The following is a 19245-nucleotide window of genomic DNA, read 5'->3' on the forward strand; positions in this document are numbered from 1 at the left end:
AATGTCAAGGCCTGAACGGAGGTCCGCCGAACCCAGGGCCAGGCTGAGGAGCGGGCCCCGGGCCGCCGAAAGCAACAGGCCCGGCAGGCCCGGCGACGGCAAAACCCGGCCCGGAGGCAGGCCGCCGAACCGCGAACGACGCCACCACCAGCACCACCCCGATGGTGATCAGCACCGCGTCCGCGATCAGGTAGGCGTTCGAGACCATGTTGAACGAGTCGATGTCGAGATCCCCGCCCGACGTCATCGACCGCAGATGCAGCACCCAGGCGATGTTCGCCGCCTGGTCCGCCGCGATCAGCAGGCTCCCGCCGGCGGCCAGAATCCCCGACAGCGCCCCCAGCCGCCGCAGCATGAGCAGCGCGATGAGCGCGCCCGCCAGCGCCACCAGGATCACGGGCACGCGGAGCCCGATCTGCAGCCCGATCGACAGCGGCTCGACCGAAGACGAATCCATCGGATCACCCTAAACAACTCTGTCCAGATACCGAATAGCCGGGGCGGAGGGGGGCGCGGATGGTCGGTTACGGCGTGTGGTCGCTGGTGCTGCTCGCCCTGTACGTCGTCATGCCCGAGGACGCCCTCGGCGCGATGTGGATCGCGGTCACCGCGAGCGCGGTCGTCGCGATCCTGCTCGGGGTGCGCCGGCACAAGCCCCGCCGGCGCTGGCCGTGGCGGCTGCTGGCGCTCAACTACACCACCTTCCTGACCGGCTCGGTCCTCGGCCTGCTGTACGGCGGCTCCCCGTCGATCGGCGACTGGTGGAACCTCGTCGTCTCCACGCCGGTGCTGGTGCTCGCGCTGTGGGGGCTCAGCCGCGAGGGCACCTCGGTCCGCGACCGGGCCGGGGCGATCGACGCCGTCATCGTCACCACGGCCGTCGGATTCCTGTTCTGGGTCTACCTCGTCAACCCGAACCTGCGCGACGACCAGCTCGGCGTCCTGGCCAAGGTCGTCGCGATCGGGTACCCCGTGGTCGACCTGGCCACCCTCGCGCTGCTCGCGCGGCTGGTGCTGACCGTGCCGCGCAGCCCGTCCGTGGCGATGCTGCTGCTCTCGATCGGCTCGCTGCTGGCCGGGGACGTGATCTTCGCCCTGCGCCGGCTGAACGCGGACTGGACCGTCGGGTCCGCCGTCGACCTGTTGTGGGTGGTGTTCTTCCTGGCCGGAGGGGCGGCCGCCCTGCACCCCGCGATGACCCGGCTGACCGAGCCGCGGGTGGCCGGGCGCGCCTCAGTCCAGTACCGGCGCGGCATTTTGGGTCTTGCCTCACTCATCGCCCCGGCCGTGCTGTTCGTCCAGGCCGTGACCGGGCCGGTGCGCGACGGGGTGGTGGTGGCGGTGGTCTCCGGGGCCCTGGTCCTGCTCGCGCTGGGCCGGGTGTCGACCGTGGTCACCGGCCTGCGGCACAGCATGGCCCGCGAGGGCGAGCTGCGCCGGGCCTGCGAGGAGCTGCTGAGCACGGCCGACGAGGGCCAGGTGCGGGCGGTGGTGCACCGGGCCGTCGGGCGGCTGCTGGAGGAGGGCACGCCGCACCGGATCGTGCTCAGCCTCGGCCGGGTCGAGCAGCACGGCAGCCTCGTCTACGTGCGCGACCTGCCCGAGCCGCTGCGCACCGGGCTGAGCGACCACGAGCTGGCGCTGTTCAGCCCGCTGTGCGTCGGCGACCGCGACCTCGGTGAACTCTACGTCGCGGCCGCCGAACCCGTCCTGCTCGACCTGCAGGAGGCGGTCCCGGTGCTGGCCGGGCAGGCCGCGAGCATGCTCGACCGGATCGCCCTCAACCGCGAGATCAACCACCTGGAGCGGCTCTACCTCGACCCGCTCACCGGCCTCGGCAACCGGCTGCGGTTCACCGACGCGCTGCATGAACAGCCGGCCACGGTACTGGTGCTGAACCTCGACGACTTCGGCCCGCTCAACGACGCCATGGGGCAGGAGGTCGGCGACCAGCTGCTGGTGGCGGTGGCCGAGCGCCTGCGCGGGATCGACGGCGACGAGACGCTGGCCCGGCTCAACGCCGACGAGTTCGCGATGACGGTACCGGACGACGCCACCGCCGCCCGCACGCTCGACGCCCTCGCCGCCCCGTTCGTGATCGACGGCAGCGTCCTGCGCGTGACGGCCAGCATCGGCGTCGGGGCGGACCTCGACCAGGCCCGGATCGCGATGCTCGCGGCCAAGCGGGAGGGCAAGGGCCGCTGGCGGCGCTACGAGGCGGAGCTGCACGCCCAGGTGGCCGCCCGCCGCCAGCTGCGCGGCCAGCTGGAGGGCGCGATCGAGGCCGGCCAGTTCCTGCTGCACTTCCAGCCGATCGTGGAGCTCGCCTCCGGCCGCACCGCGGGCTTCGAGGCCCTCGTGCGCTGGCACCACCCGCAGCGCGGGATGATCCCGCCGGTGCAGTTCATCGAGCTGGCCGAGGAGACCGGCGCGATCGTACGGCTGGGCGCGTGGGTGCTCGACAAGGCGGTACAGACGGTGGCGGGTTGGCCGGAGGTCTATGCCAGCGTCAACGTCTCGGTCCGGCAGTTCCGCACCACCGGCTTCGTCGACGTCGTGCTGGCCACCCTGGCCCGGCACGGCCTGCCGCCGGAGCGGCTCTACCTGGAGATCACCGAGAGCCTGCTGCTCGGCGAGCAGGACGAGATCACGTCGGACATCTCGCGGCTGCGCGCGGCCGGCATCCGGATCTCCATCGACGACTTCGGCACCGGCTACTCCTCGCTGTCCTACCTGCACCGGGTGCCGGTCGACACGCTCAAGCTGGACAAGTCGTTCGTCGACACCATCGCGGTGTCGGACAAGCAGCGCGCCCTGGTCCGCGGGATCGTCCAGCTCGCCGAGACCCTGCAGATGAGCGTGGTCGCCGAGGGCGTGGAGACGCCGGCCGACGACGAGCTGCTGCGGGACATGGGCTGCCGCTACGGGCAGGGCTACCTCTACGCGCGGCCGCTCCCGGAGGCCGACGCCGGCGCTTTTCTACAGAAAGTCGCGGATGGCGCCGGCGATCGCTGAGGCGTGCGTCTCCAGCGCGAAATGGCCGGCATCGACGAACCGCACCTCGGCGTCGGGCAGGTCGCGCCGGAACGCCTCCGCCCCGGCGGGCAGGAAGTACGGGTCGTTGCGCCCCCACACGGCCAGCAGCGGCGGCCGCGCGGTCCGGAAGTACTCGTGGAACACCGGATACGCGGCCACGTTGCTCGCGTAGTCCAGCAGCAGGTCCAGCTGGACCGCGTCGGCGCCCGGCCGCGCGAGGGCGCAGTTGTCCAGCGACCACCCGTCCGGGCTGACGAGCGAAGGATCAGGAGCGCCTTTCGTGTACTGCCAGATCGTCGTCTCCGGCGCCAGCATCACCCGCACCGCGTCCCGGTTGGCCGCCGACGGATCCCGCCAGTACTCCCGGATCGGCGCCCAGTCCGCGCTCAGCCCCTCCTCGTAGGCGTTGCCGTTCTGGGTGACGATCGCGGTGATCCGCTCGGGGTGGCGCACGGCGAGCCGGAAGCCGACGGGCGCGCCGTAGTCGAACACGTAGAGCGCGAACCGCTCCAGCCCGAGCACCTCGGTGAGCCCGTCCACGCCGTCGGTGAGGCTCTCGAACGTGTTGCGCTCCGGCGGGTCCGAGTGGCCGAAGCCCGGCAGGTCCGGCGCGACCAGCCGGAACCGGTCGGCCAGCAGCGGGATGAGGTCGCGGAACATGTGGCTCGCCGACGGGAACCCGTGCAGGAGCAGCAGCACCGGGGCGTCCGGCGGGCCGGCCTCGCGGTGGAAGAGCTCGCGGCCGCCGACTTTGCTCCTCTGGTACCGGATGTGGCTCATCGCAGGAACTCCAGCAGTCGCCGGGCGGTGTCGTCCGGGGCCTCCTCGGGGATGAAGTGGCCGACCGGCACCGGCTCCCCGCGCACGTCGTCGGCGAACTCGCGCCAGATCGCGAGCGGGTCGGGGTACAGCTGCGCCACCGCCCCCCGCGCGCCCCACAGGAACAGCACCGGCGCCGTGATCCGCCGGCCCCGTGCGAGGTCCTCGTCGTCGTGGCGGACGTCGATCGTCGCCGCGGCCCGGAACTCCTCGCAGATCGCGTGGGCGGTGGCCGGGTCGGCGAGCTTCGCCGTGTACACCGCGCGCACGTCGGCCGGGATCGCGTCGGTCGCCCCGGTCCAGGACGTGGTCATGTAGTCGACCAGCACCTCGGGCGCGGCGGCGAGGTAGCGCTCCGGCACCGGCTCGGGGGCGCCGAGGAAGGCCCACTGCCAGTACGCCATGGTGAACTCGCGGTCCGCTCGCGCATAGGCGGCGCCGACCGGCACGATGTCCAGCACCGCCAGGCGCTCCACCGCCTCCGGGTGATCCAGGGCCAGCCGGTACGCGCACCGCCCCCCGCGATCGTGGCCGGCCACGGCGAAGCGGTCGTAGCCGAGCTGCCGCATCACCTCGAGCTGGTCGCGGCCGATCGCGCGCATGCTGTACGGCTCGTGGTCGGGCGTGCTGGAGGGTTTGCCGCTGTCGCCGTACCCGCGAAGGTCCGTCGCGACCACCGTGTGGTGCTCGGCCAGCCGCGGGGCGACGTCCCGCCACATGAGGTGGGTCTCCGGGATGCCGTGCAGCAGCAGGAGCGGCGGCCCGCTGCCGGCCGTGCGCCCGTGGATCGTCGTGCCCGTGGTGGCGATGTCGAACGCCTTGAACCCGGCGAAGGCCATGCCACCCACGGTCTCGTGTCCGTGGCGTGACCGCCTCACTCAGACCAGGCGGACATCCGGGGGATCGGCGCCCGGGTCCCGCACCGGTTTGCGGGGCCCCGTCCGGTTGCGCCGCTGCCGGGCCGCCCGCAGCGCCAGCCGGCCCAGGTAGGCCAGGACGGCGGCCACGGTGAGCACCCCGACGATGCCGAGCAGCCGGCCCCAGCGCTCGGCGATCCCGCCGCCCTCGTCCGGGCGGGGGAGGACCCGCACCGAGCCGGGCGCCGGCACCGGGCCGGACGCGCTCGCCGAGGCCGTGGGTCCGGCGCCGACCTGCGCGCTCAGCGCCGCGAACGGGTCCACCATCCCGGCGCCCACCCGGTCGTCGCGGGCCGCGCCGAGCGGGACGGCGGTCGCGGTCAGCCGGTGGACCACCTCGGCCGCCGACATCCCCGGGAAGCGGGCGCGCACCAGCGCGGCGACCCCCGAGACGAGCGCGGTGGCGAAGCTCGTGCCGCTGACGCCGGCGTACCCGCCGCCGGACGCGGGCGCGGTGAGCCCCTCGCCGGGCGCGGCGATGCCGACCCAGTCGCCCCGGTTGGACTGGGCGAGGGGCGTGCCGTCCTGCTTGAGCGCGGCCACGGCGAGCACGCCGGGATAGGCCGCCGGGTACCACTTCGTGTCGCCGTTCGACGCCTCGTTGCCGGCCGCCGCGACCACGACCACGTTGCGGCTCAGCGCGTACTGGATCGCGTCGCGGATCGGCGCCCGGTCCACCGACACCGCGAACGACAGGTTGAGCACCTGGCCCGACTCGGCGCCGGTGCGGATGGCGGCGGCGATCATCTCGGGGGAGGAGTTGTCGATGCCGTCCAGGAAGCGCACCGGGGCGATCCTCGCCGCCGGGGCCACCCCGATCACCCGGTCGTCGTCGCCGGGGCGGGCGGCGATGAGCCCGGCGATCGCGGTGCCGTGGCTGGCGCCGTTGTCGCCGCAGTCGCCGAGCCCGCCCGCCACCCGCTGGAAGCCGGGCGGGGTCGCGGACGGCACGAAGTCGAAGCCGGGCGCCATCGCGGCCTGCAGCTTGGCCTGGCCGCCGTCGACGCCGGAGTCGACCACGGCCACGGTGACCCCGGCCCCGGTGGACAGGTCCCAGGCCCGCTCGAGGCCGAGCCGGGCGATGGTCGGGTCGCGGGGCGCGTTGGACGGCAGCGGCTGGCCGGGCGCCGGGGGATTGCGGCAGTCGCCCGGGGCGCGGGCCACCGGCGCGGCCGCCGCCGTCCCGGGGACGAGCAGCGCGGCGAGCGCGGCCAGCGCGACCAGCGGCCTACCGGGCTTCACGCCCGCAGGTCCATGAGCGTCCGGTACACGTTCCACACCGCCAGCGCGAGCGGGACCACCGACAGCATCAGCGTCGTTTCGAGCACGTCGAGGCCGCGGGCCAGCCGCGGGGTCGCCTTGCGCCGGCCCGCGAACCCGCCGATGACCGCGGCGAGCAGCGCGATCCCGCCCAGCGACGGCGCGAGGACGCCCATGAGGATGCCGGGGTGGCCGATGAACCGCACGACGAGGATGCCGGCCCCGACCAGCAGCGTCGCCGACACCGCGATGGCGACCGCGCCGACCTGTTCCCGCTCGCGGAACAGCCGTCCGCGCAGCAGGGCCAGCAGCGCGAGGACGCCGGCCAGCAGCCGCGACCACAGCGACGGGTCGGCCGCCAGGACCAGCGCCCCGGCCGCGATGACCGCCTGGCAGCCGGCGAGCAGCCCGGACAGCAGGCGGCGGGCCCGGGCGATCTGGTGCGTGGCGCCTTCGAGGTCGAGGCGGCCGTACACCTCGGCGAGGTCCTCGGCGGAGCGGGGCAGCGGCTGGCGGGGCAGCCGGGCCGAGCGCAGCGCGACCGTCGGCAGCAGCGTGGTCGCGCCGAGGGCGAGCGGCGCCACGACGGCGGCGGCCGCGGCGGCCCGGGCGTCGGCCAGGATCGCGATCAGGGCGCCGAGCGTGGCCGCGAGGGCGGCGATGCCGAACGCGGCGAAGACGTGGTCGCCGCCGCCGACCACGGCCGGGCTGACCGCGGCGACGAGCAGCGCGGCGGCTCCGGCGATGAGCAGGTGCCCGCGGCCCCAGTCGCCGCCGAGCAGCTCGGCGGCGCACAGCGCGGCGCTGGGCACGGCGAGCGCGGCCGCGAGGGTCGCCGCCGCGAGGTCGTTGACGGCCCGGGACATGGCCCAGGCGATGGCGAGCAGCAGCAGGGCCAGGCCGCCCGCGAGCCCGCCGGCGATGTGACCGCCCGCGGCCGCGAGGGCGCCAAGCCCGCCGAGGACGGCGACGGTGACCAGCGCCGCACAGGCGAGCCGCAGGTCCTTCGTCGCCCAGGGGCGGGGCACGCCGTCCTGCGCGATGAGTTCGACGACGTCGTCGTACACCGGCGGCGGGGTGTGCTCGGCCGCGCGGTGCAGCACCAGCAGCGCGCCCTCGGCCACGCCGGCCTCGGACAGCGTCGTGCCGGGGTCGAGCCGCTCGGCGTCGGCGGTCGACAGCACCCAGCCGCCGGCCTCGTGCTCGTCCTGCCCGACCTGGCGCAGCAGCATCGGCAGCAGCCGCGCGAGCGTCACCGCGGACGGCACGGCGAGGTCGACCTGGACCCCGGGCGCGGCCAGCCGGACCCGGCAGAACGCCCCGCCGTGGCCGGTGTCAACGGACGGTAACGTCGTCGTACTCCGCGTCATCGCGCTCCCCCGCCGGCGACGCCGGTGCTGCTCGTGTGCCTTGTCATGCCGGTCCGTAGGGTAACTTCATCGATCGAAGAGTTCCAGCGGCCGCATCGACGGTCACAATATGTCACACGGGGGTTCCGCTTTGCCCACGACGGCGTTCCGCCGCCCGCCCCGGATACCGCGGCCGAGCGTGCCCGAGGGCGAGGTGCTGCTCCAGCCGCCGCCCGAGCTGACCAAGCCGGACTCGGGCAACGTCTGGCTCACCGCGCTGCCGGCGCTGTCGGGGCTGGGGTCGGTGGCGTACCTCTTCGCCGCGCCCAGCAACCCGATCACCTACGTCGCCGGGTCGTTCTTCCTGTTCTCGTCGCTGGCCATGGTGGCCGGGTCGCTGCTGCGGGCCCGGGCCACCCAGCGCGCCGACGCCGAGCACAACCGGCGGGACTACCTGCGGTACCTGGGCCGGATGCGGGAGCGGGTGCGGCGCACGGCCGACGCCCAGCGGGAGGCGGCCGAGTGGGTGGCGCCCGCCCCGGACCAGCTGTGGTCGGTGGCGGCCGGGGCGCGGCTGTGGGAGCGCCGGCCGCTCGATCCGGACTTCGGCTGGCTGCGGCTGGGGCAGGGGCCGCAGTACCTGTCCACGCAGCTCGTGCCGGGCGAGACCGGGCCGGTCGAGGACCTCGACCCGCTGTGCGCGCTCGCGCTGCGCCGGTTCATCGCCAGCCACTCCGCGGTGCCGGACCTGCCGGTGCAGCTGTCCCTGCGGCGGTACGCGGCGATCGCCCTGTCCGGTGACCGCGACGAGGCCCGCTCGCTGGCCCGCGCCCTGGTCGCCCAGGCCGTCACCTGGCACGCCCCGACCGACCTGCGCCTCGTCGTGTGCACCGGCGACGCCGAGGCCTCCCAGTGGGGCTGGGTGAAGTGGCTGCCGCACGCCCAGCACCCGACCGAGCTCGACCACGCGGGGCCGGTGCGGCTGGTCAACCCGTCGCTGGCGGTGCTGGAGGAGTGGCTGGAGGTCGAGCTGGCCAACCGGCCCGGGTTCAACCGGCACGCGGCCGCCGACCCGGACGTGCCGCACCTGCTCATCGTCCTCGACGGCGGCATGACGACCGGGCTGGAGCTGCTGCTCAACCCCGACGGCCTGCAGGCCGCGACGATCGTCGACCTCGACGGGCGGACCGCCGAGCTGGTCCGCGGCCACGGCGTGGAGCTCGTCGCCGCCGACGGCCGCCTCGACACCCGGGTCGGCACCTCGCTGACCCCGCTGGGCCGGCCCGACACGCTGCGCCCGGCCGTGGCGGCGGCGCTGGCCGAGCAGGTCGCCGAGTTCCGCCTCGACGTGGTGACCGCGCAGGCCGAGGACCTCTCCACGGTCGACCAGACGCTGCCCGGCCTGCTCGGCATCGACGACCCGGGCCACCTCGACCTGCCGTCGCTGTGGGCGCCGCGGGCGCTGCGCGACCGGCTGCGCGCCCCGATCGGCATCGCGGCCGACGGCGCGGTCCTCGAGCTGGACATCAAGGAGTCGGCGTACGACGGCATGGGCCCGCACGGCCTGGTCATCGGCGCCACCGGCTCCGGCAAGTCCGAACTGCTGCGCACCCTCGTGCTCGCGCTCGCCTCGACGCACGGCCCGGACGCGCTGAACCTGGTGCTGGTCGACTTCAAGGGCGGCGCCACGTTCGCCGGGATGGCCACGCTGCCGCACGTCGCCGCGGTCATCACCAACCTGCAGGACGACCTCGCCCTCGTCGACCGCATGCAGGAGGCGCTGTCCGGCGAGATGAACCGGCGCCAGGAGATCCTGCGCGCGGCCGGCAACCTGGTCTCGGTCCGCGACTACGACCGGGCCCGCCAGCGCGGGGCCGACCTGCCGCCGCTGCCGAGCCTGTTCATCGTCGTCGACGAGTTCTCCGAGCTGCTGTCGCAGAAGCCGGACTTCGCCGACCTGTTCGCCCAGATCGGCCGGCTGGGCCGCTCACTGGGCCTGCACCTGCTGCTCGCCTCGCAGCGGCTCGACGAGGGCCGGCTGCGCGGGCTGGAGGCGAACCTGTCCTACCGGATCTGCCTGCGCACGTTCACCGAGCAGGAGAGCCGCACCGTCCTCGGCGTACCCGACGCGTTCAGCCTGCCCAGCGCGCCCGGGCACGGCTACATGCGCGGCGAGTCGGCGAACCTGCGCCGGTTCCGGGCCGCGTACGTCTCCGGCCCCTACGGCACCCAGGAGCAGGTCGGCGACCAGCTGCTGGCCGGCGGGCTGGAGGTGCGGGTGTTCACGGCGGAGTACCAGCAGGCGCCGCAGGCCTCCGAGGCGGGCCGGTTGCCAGGGATGCCAGGGATGCCATGGTCGGGCGGCGACCCGGCCGACACCACCGAGACGGTCAACCTGCAGGAGGTCGAGAGCGCGCAGCGGACCATCCTGTCGACGATGGTGAACCAGCTCACCGGGCAGGGCACCGAGGCGCACCGGGTCTGGCTGCCGCCGCTGGGCGCCCCGGACACCCTCGACACCCTCATGGCCGACCTGCGGGTCCGCCCGGGCCGCGGCTACGGCGCCGACCCGCGCGCCGAGCCGCTGCGGGTGCCGGTCGGCATCGTGGACCGGCCGTTCTACCAGCGCCGCGACCCGATGTGGGTGGACCTGGCCGGCTCCGGCGGGCACGCGGCCGTCGTCGGCGGGCCCCGCTCGGGCAAGTCGACGCTGCTGCGGACCGTGATCTGCGCCCTGGCGCTGCGGCACACCCCGGCCGAGGTGCAGTTCTACGCCCTCGACTTCTCCGGCACGCTGTTCGGCCTGTCCGGGCTGCCGCACGTCGGCGGGGTCGCGGGCCGGCAGGAGGCCGAGGTCGCCCGCCGGATCGTGGCCGAGGTCGGCGCGATCATCGAGGACCGCGAGCGGCGCTTCCGCGAGCTCGGCGTGGACACCATGGCCGACTACCGGCGGCTGCGCGAGCAGGGCGTGGTCGACGACGACCGGTTCGGCGACGTGTTCCTGGTCGTGGACGGCTGGGCGGTGCTGCGCCAGGACTACGAGGACCTGGAGTCGGCGCTGATCAGCCTGGCCGCCCGGTCGCTGACCTACGGCGTGCACCTCATGCTGACCGCGAACCGCTGGCTCGACTTCCGCTTCGGCCTGCGCGACCTCATCGGCACCAAGCTGGAGCTCAAGCTCGGCGACGCGCTCGACTCCGAGATCGACCGCAAGGCCCAGCTGGCGGTGGCCGGCGACCGGCCCGGCCGCGGCGTGAGCCCCGACAAGATGCAGTTCTTGGCGGCGGTACCCCGCATCGACCGCCGCCGCCAGGCCGACGACCTCTCCACCGGCGTTTCCGGCCTGGTCCAGGCGGTCGCCGACTACTGGGACGGCCCGGCGGCCCCGCGGGTGCGCCTGCTGCCGCCCCTGGTCGAGTTCGCGGACCTGCCCAAGGAGTCCCGCGAGCACGGCATCGTGCTCGGCCTGGAGGGCGGCCGGCTGCGCCCGGTCGAGTTCGAGTGGCGCGAGCCGGGGCTGGTCCTGCTCGGCGACGCGGAGTCCGGCAAGACCTCGACGCTGCGGGCGGTCGGCCGGCAGGTCGTCGACACGTGGCAGCCGAAGCAGGCCAAGGTGATCCTGCTCGACTACCGGCGCAGCCTGCTCGGCGAGTTCACCGGCGAGTCACTGCTCGGCTACGCGGCCAACCAGTCGCAGGCCGAGGAGCTGGTCGCCGGGCTCGTCGAGGGCTTCACCAAGCGGCTGCCCGGCGCCGACGTGACCCCGCAGCAGCTGCGCACCCGCAGCTGGTGGACCGGGCCCGACATCTACCTGCTCGTCGACGACTACGAGCTGGTCGCCTCGGGGGTCAACCCGCTGATCCCGCTGCTGCCGTTCCTGTCCCAGGCCCGGGACATCGGCATGTACCCGTACGTCGCCCGGCGGGCCGGCGGTGCCGCGCGGGCGCTCATGGACCCGTTCCTGGGCGCGATGCGCGAGCTGAGCTTCCCGGCCGTGGTGCTCAGCGCGCCCCGCGACGAGGCTCCGATGTTCGGCGTGCGGCCCGCGCAGCTGCCGCCCGGGCGGGGGACGCTCGTGCATCGCCGGTACGGAAACGTGCCCATTCAGCTCGCCCGATTGGACGCCCGCCCCGAGGTGGAGTGATCATGGCGCGGAACAGGTAAATATTCTTGTGGCCGCCGATACTTGTCCTAGAACGATATATTGAAGATGGTGTTCGACGGGGGAGCCAGGTTTGTTCAACGACATGCACGAGCGATCGACCGCACGGGGCGTCCGTGCCGTGGCCCTGACGGCCGCGGCGCTCGCCTTCGCGGCCGCCTGCTCGGACTCGTCCGACCCCCAGGCGGGGACCAGCACGGCCCCGACCACCCCGGCCACGACCCCGGCCGCCCCGTCAAGCACCCCGGCCACGACCGGACCCTCGGCGGCGCCGAGCTACACCAAGCCGCCGTCGCGCAACCTCACCCGCCCGGCGGGTGTGGCCGCGATCCCGGGTTCGGCCTGCTCGACCGCGCTGGGGGACATCCACATCTTCGCGGCGTCGTGGGCGGCCAACCAGGTCAAGTACGTGGCGCTGGGGCAGAAGGTGCCCGATGACGTGTGGGCCGAGACGGCCCAGGTCACCGACAACTACCACCAGGGGATCGGCATCACCCGCGGCGACATCAAGGCCGCGAAGGTGCCGGAGAGTTTCCCGGTGTACGGCGACCTGGCCGACGCGGACGCGGCGATCACCGAGGCGGTCGCGGCGGCCAAGGCGAAGGACAGCTCGAACGTGATGTCGATCTACTTCAAGGCCCGCACGGCCGAGGACCACCTGGTCGAGTCGTGCTCGGCGCTGGAGTGAACGACTGGCAAACGATCCACCACCTTGAGGAGGGTGCGCAGTGTCCGGTGTGAAGATCGATCTAGCGGCCGTGCTGGCCGCGGAGAGCGTCGTGAACAACGCCGTCTCCGAGATGGAGGGCGTCACCCAGAAGATCCTCGCCCAGGCGGGGCTCAGCGAGGCGGCCATGAAGGCCCCGGCGGGGCAGATCACCTCGTCGACGTTCTCCGGTCTGGGCGGCGGCGGCAAGGCCCTCTCCGAGACCCTGACCGAGCTGCAGAACGACCTGGCCAAGCTGCGGGCGACCGCGGAGTCCGGCTCCGACCAGGCCACCCAGGCCGCCAAGGCGGGTGTCGGTTCGTCCGTCGCCCAGGGCATGTGAGAGAGAGGGTCATCGGATGAGCGGCAGCGGCTACATCGAGTTCAAGAACGAGGACATCTCCACCATCGCCAACGTGACCCGGAACTCCCAGGCCGACTGGGACCGGATCTGGGAGGGCGTGCGCGGCAAGCTCACCGGCGTCGTCTCCGAGGCCCTGGACGCCCTCACGGGCGCCTCCCTCGAGGACCGCACGGCGCGCTACCACCAGCGCACGGCGCAGTACACCGCCGACCTCAACTCGCAGCACCTCGCGGTGAACAACGTCGGCTCGATCTCGGCTGACACCAACCAGCAGATGAGCCGGGTCATCGCCGGCTGATTTCCACGGGAACGGGCCGGGCTGCGTCCCGGCCCGTCACGTCAGAGCGCCTGGAGGGATGACGGTGGGCGACGCGTACGGATGGACCGACAACGGCCGGCAGGTCTTCGACCCGAAGCGGCTCGAAGATGCCGCCCTCGACCTGCGACAGAACCAGAAGCCGGCCGACTTGCAGGACCAGTTGCTGAGCAACCTGATCCCGCAGGCCGCGTTCGGTGAGATCCCCGGCGGGGCCGCGGCCTTCGCCCGGTTGTCCGACTCCTACCGTTCGATGGTGCAGGAGCTCAAGAAGGTCGGGATCGACATGACCGACCTGGCCAGCCGCACGCTCGCGGCGGCGGAACTGGCCCGGCAAGCCGACCCGGCCACCCAGCGAGCGGCCCGGATGGGCCAGTCCCGCGCCTACTGACGGGAGCGACCATGGCCGGTTACGACTACTACACCGCCAAGACCAAGCTGGAGAGCGGCGAGCCCTACTCGCTCGAGTCCGTGGCGACGACCTGGCGCAACTTCGCCGAGGCGCTGCGCAACGCGGCCGGGCACCTGCAGGGCACGTCGGCCAAGGTCACCGAGCAGTACGGCGACCCGTACCAGAACTTCGGCGATCGGGCCGTCCCGGTGGCGAACTGGATGAGCAACGTCAGCGGCTACGCCGACGCGGTGGCCGGCGGCCTGTCGAAGGCCTCCACCACGGGCAGCAGCGCCCAGATGACGATGTACCAGGAAGAGTACGAGTTCAACCAGGACGTCGACAAGATCGTCGGTCCCGAGGGCGCCCTGTCCATGGGCCGCGTCCAAGCCATCGACCGGCGTGAGGCGCAGGCCGCGGCGGTGCTCAACAAGGAGATCGACAAGTGGTCGGCCGCGTATGAGGCCTTCCAGCCCGGCGCGCTCGACACGGCCCCCACCCGGGCCGGCAGCGGCGGCGCCGACGACGGCGGCGCCGGCTCCGGCAGCGGCACCAACGGCTCGTCGGGCGGCGCGCAGCCGATCTCGTCGGGCGGCAACGGCAATGGCAACGGCAACGGGGCCGTGATCGGCACGGTCGGTGGCGTCGGTGCGGGGACGACGACGACCGGCAACGGCTCACAGGTCGGCTCGGGGACCTTCCCGGGCTCCTCGGTCGTCGGGCCGGGCGACGGCGACTTCGCCGGCTGGGTCAAGGACCCGCGCACCGGGTACCTCATCGACCCGTCGACGGGCCAGGAGTACGACCCGACGACCGGGCGCTGGATCGACCCGGTCACCGGCAAGCCCTTCGGCGACGTGGAGCAGTACGCGTCGCGCCTCGAGGGCCTCGACGGCGGCGGCAACCCGACCGGGCTGCTCGGCGGCAACGGTCCCCTCGCGCTCGCCCCGACCCTCGGTGGCGGCGGCGGGGCCGGAGGCGGCGGCGGTACCGGCGGCATCTACGGCGGCCTCGTCCCGCCGAGCCTGGACCCGAACAACCCGGCCTCGGCCCAGCTGCGCCAGCAGGCCGCCGATCGCATGGCGGCCAAGGCGTACGCGGCCGAGCAGCTGGCGCTCAAGGAGGCCAGCCAGGGCGGCCGGCCCTACGTGCCGCCGATGCAGGGCGGCATGGCGGGCGGCCTCGACGGCGGCCGCGGCGGGGCCAACCGCCGGCGTTCGCTCGTCACCGAGCCGGAGTCGACGTGGACCAACCGGGCCCGCAACCTGAACCGCGCCACCGGCCGGGCCGGCGGCGGTGGCGTCCAGGAAGAGGGGCTGCTGGCGTCCGGTCGCGGCGGACGGGCCGGCGGCGGCCGGGGCATGGCCCAGGAGTCGATGCTGGGCCCGGGCTCCAGCGCCGCGGCGGCGTCGCGGGGCCGGGCGGGCCGGATGCCCGGCGAGCCGATCGAGCCGGGCGCGGGCCGGGCCGGCGGTCAGGGCCAGGGTCAGGGCCGCGGGGCGTACCTGCCCCCGACCCAGGCGGGCGCGGCCGACGAGCGCAAGGACAAGCGGCGCAAGCGGCCGGACTGGCTGGTCGAGGACGACGTGTGGTCGGCGCACCTGGAAGCCGGCCCGCGCGTGCTGGGCGAGGATTAGCCCGAGGATTAGGCAGGAGGCACACCGTGGCGGACATGGCGTACGACACCGAGCAGCTGCGGCAGGGCGGCAAGATCAGCCGGCAGGCCAGCGACCAGGCCGACCAGGCCGGCACCACCGTCAACGGCACGCTGGTCTCGGCCGGCGCGTTCGGCGACGTCGGGCCGGCCGGCTCGCTCGCCAACGTGCTCGACCAGGCCAAGGCCGAGCACGCCAAGGGCGCCCAGGGCGCCGCCGTGAACACCGACGTCTCCGGGCAGCGGGCGGACGTGACCGCCGACGCCGGGGATCAGCTGGTGCAGGTGACCACGGTGGCCGCGAAGAGCGGCGTGTCGCAACAGGTCGTCGACGGCATGTCCTGAGCGTTTGTTCTTCTGCGCGCCCGCATCGTTCTACGGTGCGGGCGCGCTTTCGTTGCCGAGGCTGCCGTCCGGCCAGGCCAGGATGCGGCAGAACGAGTCCGGCCGCGGGCACTTCAGGGGGAGTTCGGTCACCTTCGTCGAGCCGTCCTGCAGGGCGCCGAAGCGGGTGCTGCCGTCGCGCTGGTAGGCGGCGGTCACCGCGACCGTGCCGCCGTCGGCGATCGCCCGGGAGCGGTCGCTCACGCTGCCCCACATCCAGCTGATGTCGGTGTTGCGGGCCGCGGTGTGGTGGTACCGGGTGCTGATCCGGCCGCCGCCGATCGACTCGACCGAGAACCAGTCGTTGACCTTCGTCCACCCCTGCGGCTGGCCGGGCACGACCGTGGCGAAGCCGCCGCGGCCGGACGGGTCGAGGTCGACCGGGGGATCGCCGGGGCGCATCGGGCCGGACTGGCGGTCCGCGGCGGTCCGGTTCTCGGCGCCGAAGAGGCGGGTGCCGTCGGTGCTCGCGTAGCCGGTGGCCGCGTCGAAGGCGAAGGGCTGCACGGCCGCGGGCAGCCAGACCGGGGTGCCGTCCGCGCCGATGACGAAGCTGCCGTCGCCCGGCGTGGCGAGCGCGGTGCAGGCCTCGCCCGGCTTCGGCGGCAGCGTGTGGGTGCACCAGGACGAGCCGGTGCGGATCAGCGCGACGTCCCGGCCCAGCCCGACGGTCGCGCCGGTCCAGTCGGTGCCGACCACCTTGCCCGCGGCCACGTCCACGAGGGGCAGGCCGGGTGCGCTGAACCACTGGTACCCGGGGGAGAAGTACTGCGTGCGCAGCATCAGGTCGGCGTCGGCGATGTATGCCGGGTAGCCCGCCATGCCCAGCACCTGATCCTGGGCGTACACCGCGCCGCCCGACGGGCTCGGCAGCTCGCAGGAGGCGAGGATCTGGCCGGTGCGCACGTCGACCGCGGTGATGGCGGCCGGCAGCGCGGCCCGGGCCGGTTGCCCCGGGACGGCGTCCGGCTTCGGCCCGGCCCACAGCACCGCAGTGGACGGGCCGCTGAGCCGGTCAGTGCGGCACGGTGCCGGCCCGGTGGCACTCGGCGCCGGGTCCGGCGCGGGGTCGGTGCAGGCGGCCAGCAGCAGCAGGCCGGCCAGCACCGCCCCGAGTCGGGTCAGCCTCACTTGACCGGGATGACGGGCGCCGTGGTGTTCGTGTCGCCCTTGTTGTCCGGCACCTGTTTGTCGACGTAGGCGCCGTCCCAGGTGGTCGGCTCGTGGTAGGTGAAGCGGGTCTCGTCGCCGTAGTAGATGCGGTACTGGTCGTCCGTGTTCGACCAGTTGCCGCCGGCGTCGCCGAGCGAGCCGACCTGGTCCGCGCCCGTGCCGGAGGCGTCCGTGGCGAACTGGGTGTTGTACCCGCCGCCGTGCTGCTTGTCGGTCGTCGAGGGCGCGCCGATCGTGCCGTCGACGGTGCGCCCGCCGAGGTCGACCGTGTAGTTGTCGAGGTTGTTGTAGATCTGGCGGACGACGGCCTCCGGGTATTGCCCGTCGGAGTCCGCGGTCACCGGCACCATGCCGCCGTTGCCGTCCGACACCATGATCGGGTGGCCGGACTTGGCGCTGGCGTCGATCGTCATGGCCACGATGTTGTCCTGCACCCGGGCGTGCGCCGAGGCCTCGGCGTTGTTGCCGTTGGCGAGGTCCACCACGTACTGCTGCAGGTTGGTGATGTACTGGTTCTGGTCCGGCGCCTCGGGCTCCTGGATCGCGGCGTCCGTGATGATGCCGAACGCGGTCGAGCCGACGTCGAGCGCGGTGCTGGCCTGCGGCGGCAGCGGCATCAGCCCGGCGATGTCGAAGAACGTGTTGACGCCGTCGATGTAGCCCTTCTTGACGTTGTAGTCCGACATCGCCTGCGCGTATGCGAGGTCCTCGGCCGTCTTCTTGGCCTTGTCGTCCATGCCGCCCTGCAGCACCATGTCGTTGATGACCCCGGCCGCGGCGGCGTCGGTGCTGCTGGTCAGGCGGATCGCGTCGGCCATGGCCCGCTGGTACACCGGATCGCTCGGGTCCGTGTGCCCGGCCTTCATGGCCATCTCCAGGTAGTCCCCGCCGCGGGCCAGCGTGCCCTCGCGGAAGTGCTGGTAGACGCCCGGGTCGCTGGCCGCGACGAACTTCAGGAAGTTGCCGCGGGTGGCGGCGTCCATCTGGAAGCCCGAGATCTTCGTGCCGTCCGGCAGCGTGATCGTCGTGACGCCGTTCGGGCCCGTGTCGTACTGCGCGAAGGAGTCCACGTAGGTCATGCCCACGTTCGCGATGGCGCCCTTGACCTTGTCGTTGGCCATCTTCGCCAGGCCGTCGTAGTCGGTGCCGGCGTCCTGCACGATAGCCAGGCCCGCCTTGGCGGCGGCGTCGTCGGACAGGCCGTGCCCGCGCATGCTCGCCGAGAGCAGGACGTCGGAGGCGCCCTGGCCGGACTGCCAGTTCATGCCCATGACCTCGCGCCGCTCGGCCGCGTTGTTCACTATCCAGTCGTTGGTGAACGGCCGGTTGCGGGCCACCACGCCGAGCGCGTCGGACGACAGCTCGTCCGGCATGAGCTTGTTCCAGTCGTCGACCGACAGCTCCTTGAGCGACGGGTCGTAGCCGTGCGCGATCGGGTAGTCGGCCTTGTAGTTCGCGTACATGACGTTGATCTGGTGCTTCCAGCGCAGCGACGCGTCCTTGAGGTTCGACGCGAGCTCGTTGCTCGGCGCCACGCCGTCGCTGGAGTAGTCGTTGAGCAGCCCGGTGAACCCGGCCGCGGCCAGCAGCGCCGGGTCGGTCTTCGGCGGCCACGGCTCGCCGATGTGCCGCTCACCCGGCGTGGCGAAGAAGCCGACCTGGTCGGACGGGTCGGTGACGCCGAGGTTGCTGGCGATGATGTCCCGCGCCGACTTCGGCAGCTCGTTGTACGGCACGTTCTGCGACAGGTTCAGGAAGCCGTCGCCGACCCGGCTGACCATCTGCACGAACGGGTTCTTCTGGTCGGGCTTCTCGCCCGGCTTGACCCCGATCTGCTTGTCGGCCCAGTCCTTGATCTCCCCGAAGTGCGGGGTGACCTCCTCGTAGTACCCCTTGAGCCAGTTCTTCTCCGCCTCGGTCAGCGGGACGCCGGCCTTCTGCTTGGCGTTGAGCAGGTCGAGGTACTGCGTGTTCTTGTCGAACGCGGCCTTGGCGGCGGCCGGGTCGGTCAGCTTCGTCGCGTCGACGGTGCCCTTGCCGGCGGCCGTCGGGTCGGGCACGTCCACGTCGCCCGGCCCCTCGTCCAGCGCCGTCGGCGGGATGAAGCCCAGGTCGGCCATGGCCTTGAGGTGGTCGGACAGGTACTTCTCGTACTCGCCGATCGACGTGGTCAGCGGCCCGCCCGCGTCCTTGACCTTCTGCACGGCGCGGTTGATGAACGGCTGCATGTACTGCTGCCGGTTCTGCTGGAAATCAGGGTCGTTGTGGTACTGCCTGACCTGCTGGTTCCACTCGCCGATGATCCCGTTGACGTCGCTGACCAGCGTGTTGATCTGGGTGTTCGCCTTGGTCGTGCGCTGCGACAGGTCACTCGCCGTCTCCGACAGCAGCTTGGCGATCTTGCCCAGCTTCTCGCCGTTGTTGCCCAGCTGCTTGCTGGCCTCGGCCACCTGCGCATCGACGTCGATCGGCGTCGCATTGTTGACCTTGTACCCGTCGCCGGCCTTCTCCAGGCCCTTCGTCGCCAGGGTCACCGCGTCGCCCTGCTGGGCCGCGGCCTGGTTGAACCCACGCGCCATGGCGTAGATCTCTTCCGGATCACCGGCGGTGAACTGGTCGCGCAGCTTCCACGGGTCAACCCCGGCCGCAGCAACCAGTGACGCTTGCGAGAAGTCGCTCATCACGCTCCCGTTTCCTGCCCCCCGCGGGCGGCG

General features: G+C 73.2%; 15 protein-coding genes. 8 read left to right on the forward strand and 7 right to left on the reverse strand.

All coding sequences use genetic code 11. The annotated features are described in order from the left end of the window. Nucleotides 1-4 precede the first annotated feature (4 nt). Nucleotides 5-457 (reverse strand): hypothetical protein, encoded by a 453-nt coding sequence (locus ACQPZ4_RS18585; protein ID WP_433062438.1) that lies wholly within the window; start codon nt 455-457, stop codon nt 5-7. Nucleotides 458-516: 59 nt separating this feature from the next. Here ACQPZ4_RS18585 and ACQPZ4_RS18590 point away from each other — a divergent pair, with 59 nt between their 5' ends. After that, on the forward strand, nt 517-3015 hold the full coding sequence (locus ACQPZ4_RS18590) for a putative bifunctional diguanylate cyclase/phosphodiesterase (protein ID WP_433062440.1): 2499 nt from the start codon (nt 517-519) through the stop codon (nt 3013-3015). On the opposite strand, the gene ACQPZ4_RS18595 is transcribed toward ACQPZ4_RS18590, so the two are convergent. From ACQPZ4_RS18595 to eccD, 4 genes are read right to left on the reverse strand one after another with little or no spacing between them, the layout of a single operon-like run. Then, nucleotides 2980-3816, reverse strand: a complete 837-nt coding sequence (locus ACQPZ4_RS18595) for an alpha/beta fold hydrolase (protein WP_433062443.1) — start codon at nt 3814-3816, stop codon at nt 2980-2982. The two genes, ACQPZ4_RS18590 and ACQPZ4_RS18595, sit on opposite strands and share 36 nt — an antisense overlap. Next, nucleotides 3813-4694, reverse strand: coding sequence for an alpha/beta fold hydrolase (locus ACQPZ4_RS18600; protein ID WP_433062445.1), 882 nt, complete (start codon nt 4692-4694; stop codon nt 3813-3815). Before ACQPZ4_RS18600 ends, ACQPZ4_RS18595 begins: the two co-directional genes overlap by 4 nt. Before the next feature lie 39 nt (nt 4695-4733). Next, nucleotides 4734-6014 carry a S8 family serine peptidase gene (locus ACQPZ4_RS18605; protein WP_433062448.1) on the reverse strand — a complete coding sequence of 427 codons (1281 nt, stop codon included), beginning with the start codon at nt 6012-6014 and terminating at the stop codon, nt 4734-4736. Next, nucleotides 6011-7402 (reverse strand): type VII secretion integral membrane protein EccD, encoded by a 1392-nt coding sequence (eccD, locus tag ACQPZ4_RS18610; RefSeq protein WP_433062450.1) that lies wholly within the window; start codon nt 7400-7402, stop codon nt 6011-6013. Before eccD ends, ACQPZ4_RS18605 begins: the two co-directional genes overlap by 4 nt. A gap of 130 nt (nt 7403-7532) precedes the next feature. Here eccD and eccCa point away from each other — a divergent pair, with 130 nt between their 5' ends. The 7 genes from eccCa to ACQPZ4_RS18645 all read left to right on the forward strand — a co-directional run bounded on the left by eccCa (nt 7533) and on the right by ACQPZ4_RS18645 (nt 15319). Beyond that, nucleotides 7533-11525, forward strand: coding sequence for a type VII secretion protein EccCa (eccCa, locus tag ACQPZ4_RS18615; RefSeq protein ID WP_433062453.1), 3993 nt, complete (start codon nt 7533-7535; stop codon nt 11523-11525). A gap of 103 nt (nt 11526-11628) precedes the next feature. Beyond that, on the forward strand, nt 11629-12231 hold the full coding sequence (locus tag ACQPZ4_RS18620; RefSeq protein WP_433062456.1) for a hypothetical protein: 603 nt from the start codon (nt 11629-11631) through the stop codon (nt 12229-12231). Between the two features lie 49 nt (nt 12232-12280). Then, complete coding sequence (locus ACQPZ4_RS18625) at nt 12281-12592, forward strand: hypothetical protein (protein ID WP_433062458.1); 312 nt, start codon at nt 12281-12283, stop codon at nt 12590-12592. A 16-nt stretch (nt 12593-12608) separates the two neighbouring features. Beyond that, a complete protein-coding gene (locus tag ACQPZ4_RS18630) occupies nt 12609-12911 on the forward strand; it encodes a hypothetical protein (protein WP_433062461.1) in 303 nt (100 codons plus the stop codon). 64 nt (nt 12912-12975) lie between these two features. Beyond that, nucleotides 12976-13320 carry a hypothetical protein gene (locus ACQPZ4_RS18635; RefSeq protein WP_433062464.1) on the forward strand — a complete coding sequence of 115 codons (345 nt, stop codon included), beginning with the start codon at nt 12976-12978 and terminating at the stop codon, nt 13318-13320. An 11-nt stretch (nt 13321-13331) separates the two neighbouring features. Further along, on the forward strand, nt 13332-14957 hold the full coding sequence (locus tag ACQPZ4_RS18640) for a hypothetical protein (protein WP_433062466.1): 1626 nt from the start codon (nt 13332-13334) through the stop codon (nt 14955-14957). A 35-nt stretch (nt 14958-14992) separates the two neighbouring features. Then, nucleotides 14993-15319, forward strand: a complete 327-nt coding sequence (locus ACQPZ4_RS18645) for a hypothetical protein (protein WP_433062469.1) — start codon at nt 14993-14995, stop codon at nt 15317-15319. Nucleotides 15320-15349: 30 nt separating this feature from the next. On the opposite strand, the gene ACQPZ4_RS18650 is transcribed toward ACQPZ4_RS18645, so the two are convergent. Together ACQPZ4_RS18650 and ACQPZ4_RS18655 are read right to left on the reverse strand one after the other, a co-directional pair. Next, entirely contained in the window at nt 15350-16489 is a 1140-nt protein-coding gene (locus tag ACQPZ4_RS18650) for a hypothetical protein (RefSeq protein ID WP_433062472.1), read from the reverse strand. Beyond that, the gene (locus ACQPZ4_RS18655) at nt 16486-19212 is read right to left on the reverse strand and encodes a hypothetical protein (protein ID WP_433062475.1); all 2727 of its coding nucleotides are present in this window, start codon (nt 19210-19212) and stop codon (nt 16486-16488) included. Before ACQPZ4_RS18655 ends, ACQPZ4_RS18650 begins: the two co-directional genes overlap by 4 nt. Nucleotides 19213-19245: the final 33 nt, after the last annotated feature.

This window comes from Dactylosporangium sp. CS-033363, from assembly GCF_050942475.1.
Lineage (GTDB): Bacteria > Actinomycetota > Actinomycetes > Mycobacteriales > Micromonosporaceae > Dactylosporangium.

Excerpts from the sequence above, each read along its gene's own strand:
- ACQPZ4_RS18645 (WP_433062469.1), top strand. The coding sequence starts at position 14,993 with ATGGCGTACGACACCGAGCAGCTGCGGCAGGGCGGCAAGATCAGCCGG.
- ACQPZ4_RS18640 (WP_433062466.1), top strand. The coding sequence starts at position 13,332 with ATGGCCGGTTACGACTACTACACCGCCAAGACCAAGCTGGAGAGCGGC.
- ACQPZ4_RS18590 (WP_433062440.1), top strand. The coding sequence starts at position 517 with ATGGTCGGTTACGGCGTGTGGTCGCTGGTGCTGCTCGCCCTGTACGTC.
- eccD (WP_433062450.1), bottom strand. The coding sequence starts at position 7,402 with ATGACGCGGAGTACGACGACGTTACCGTCCGTTGACACCGGCCACGGC.
- ACQPZ4_RS18620 (WP_433062456.1), top strand. The coding sequence starts at position 11,629 with ATGCACGAGCGATCGACCGCACGGGGCGTCCGTGCCGTGGCCCTGACG.
- ACQPZ4_RS18595 (WP_433062443.1), bottom strand. The coding sequence starts at position 3,816 with ATGAGCCACATCCGGTACCAGAGGAGCAAAGTCGGCGGCCGCGAGCTC.
- ACQPZ4_RS18655 (WP_433062475.1), bottom strand. The coding sequence starts at position 19,212 with ATGAGCGACTTCTCGCAAGCGTCACTGGTTGCTGCGGCCGGGGTTGAC.
- ACQPZ4_RS18630 (WP_433062461.1), top strand. The coding sequence starts at position 12,609 with ATGAGCGGCAGCGGCTACATCGAGTTCAAGAACGAGGACATCTCCACC.
- ACQPZ4_RS18600 (WP_433062445.1), bottom strand. The coding sequence starts at position 4,694 with ATGGCCTTCGCCGGGTTCAAGGCGTTCGACATCGCCACCACGGGCACG.
- ACQPZ4_RS18585 (WP_433062438.1), bottom strand. The coding sequence starts at position 457 with ATGGATTCGTCTTCGGTCGAGCCGCTGTCGATCGGGCTGCAGATCGGG.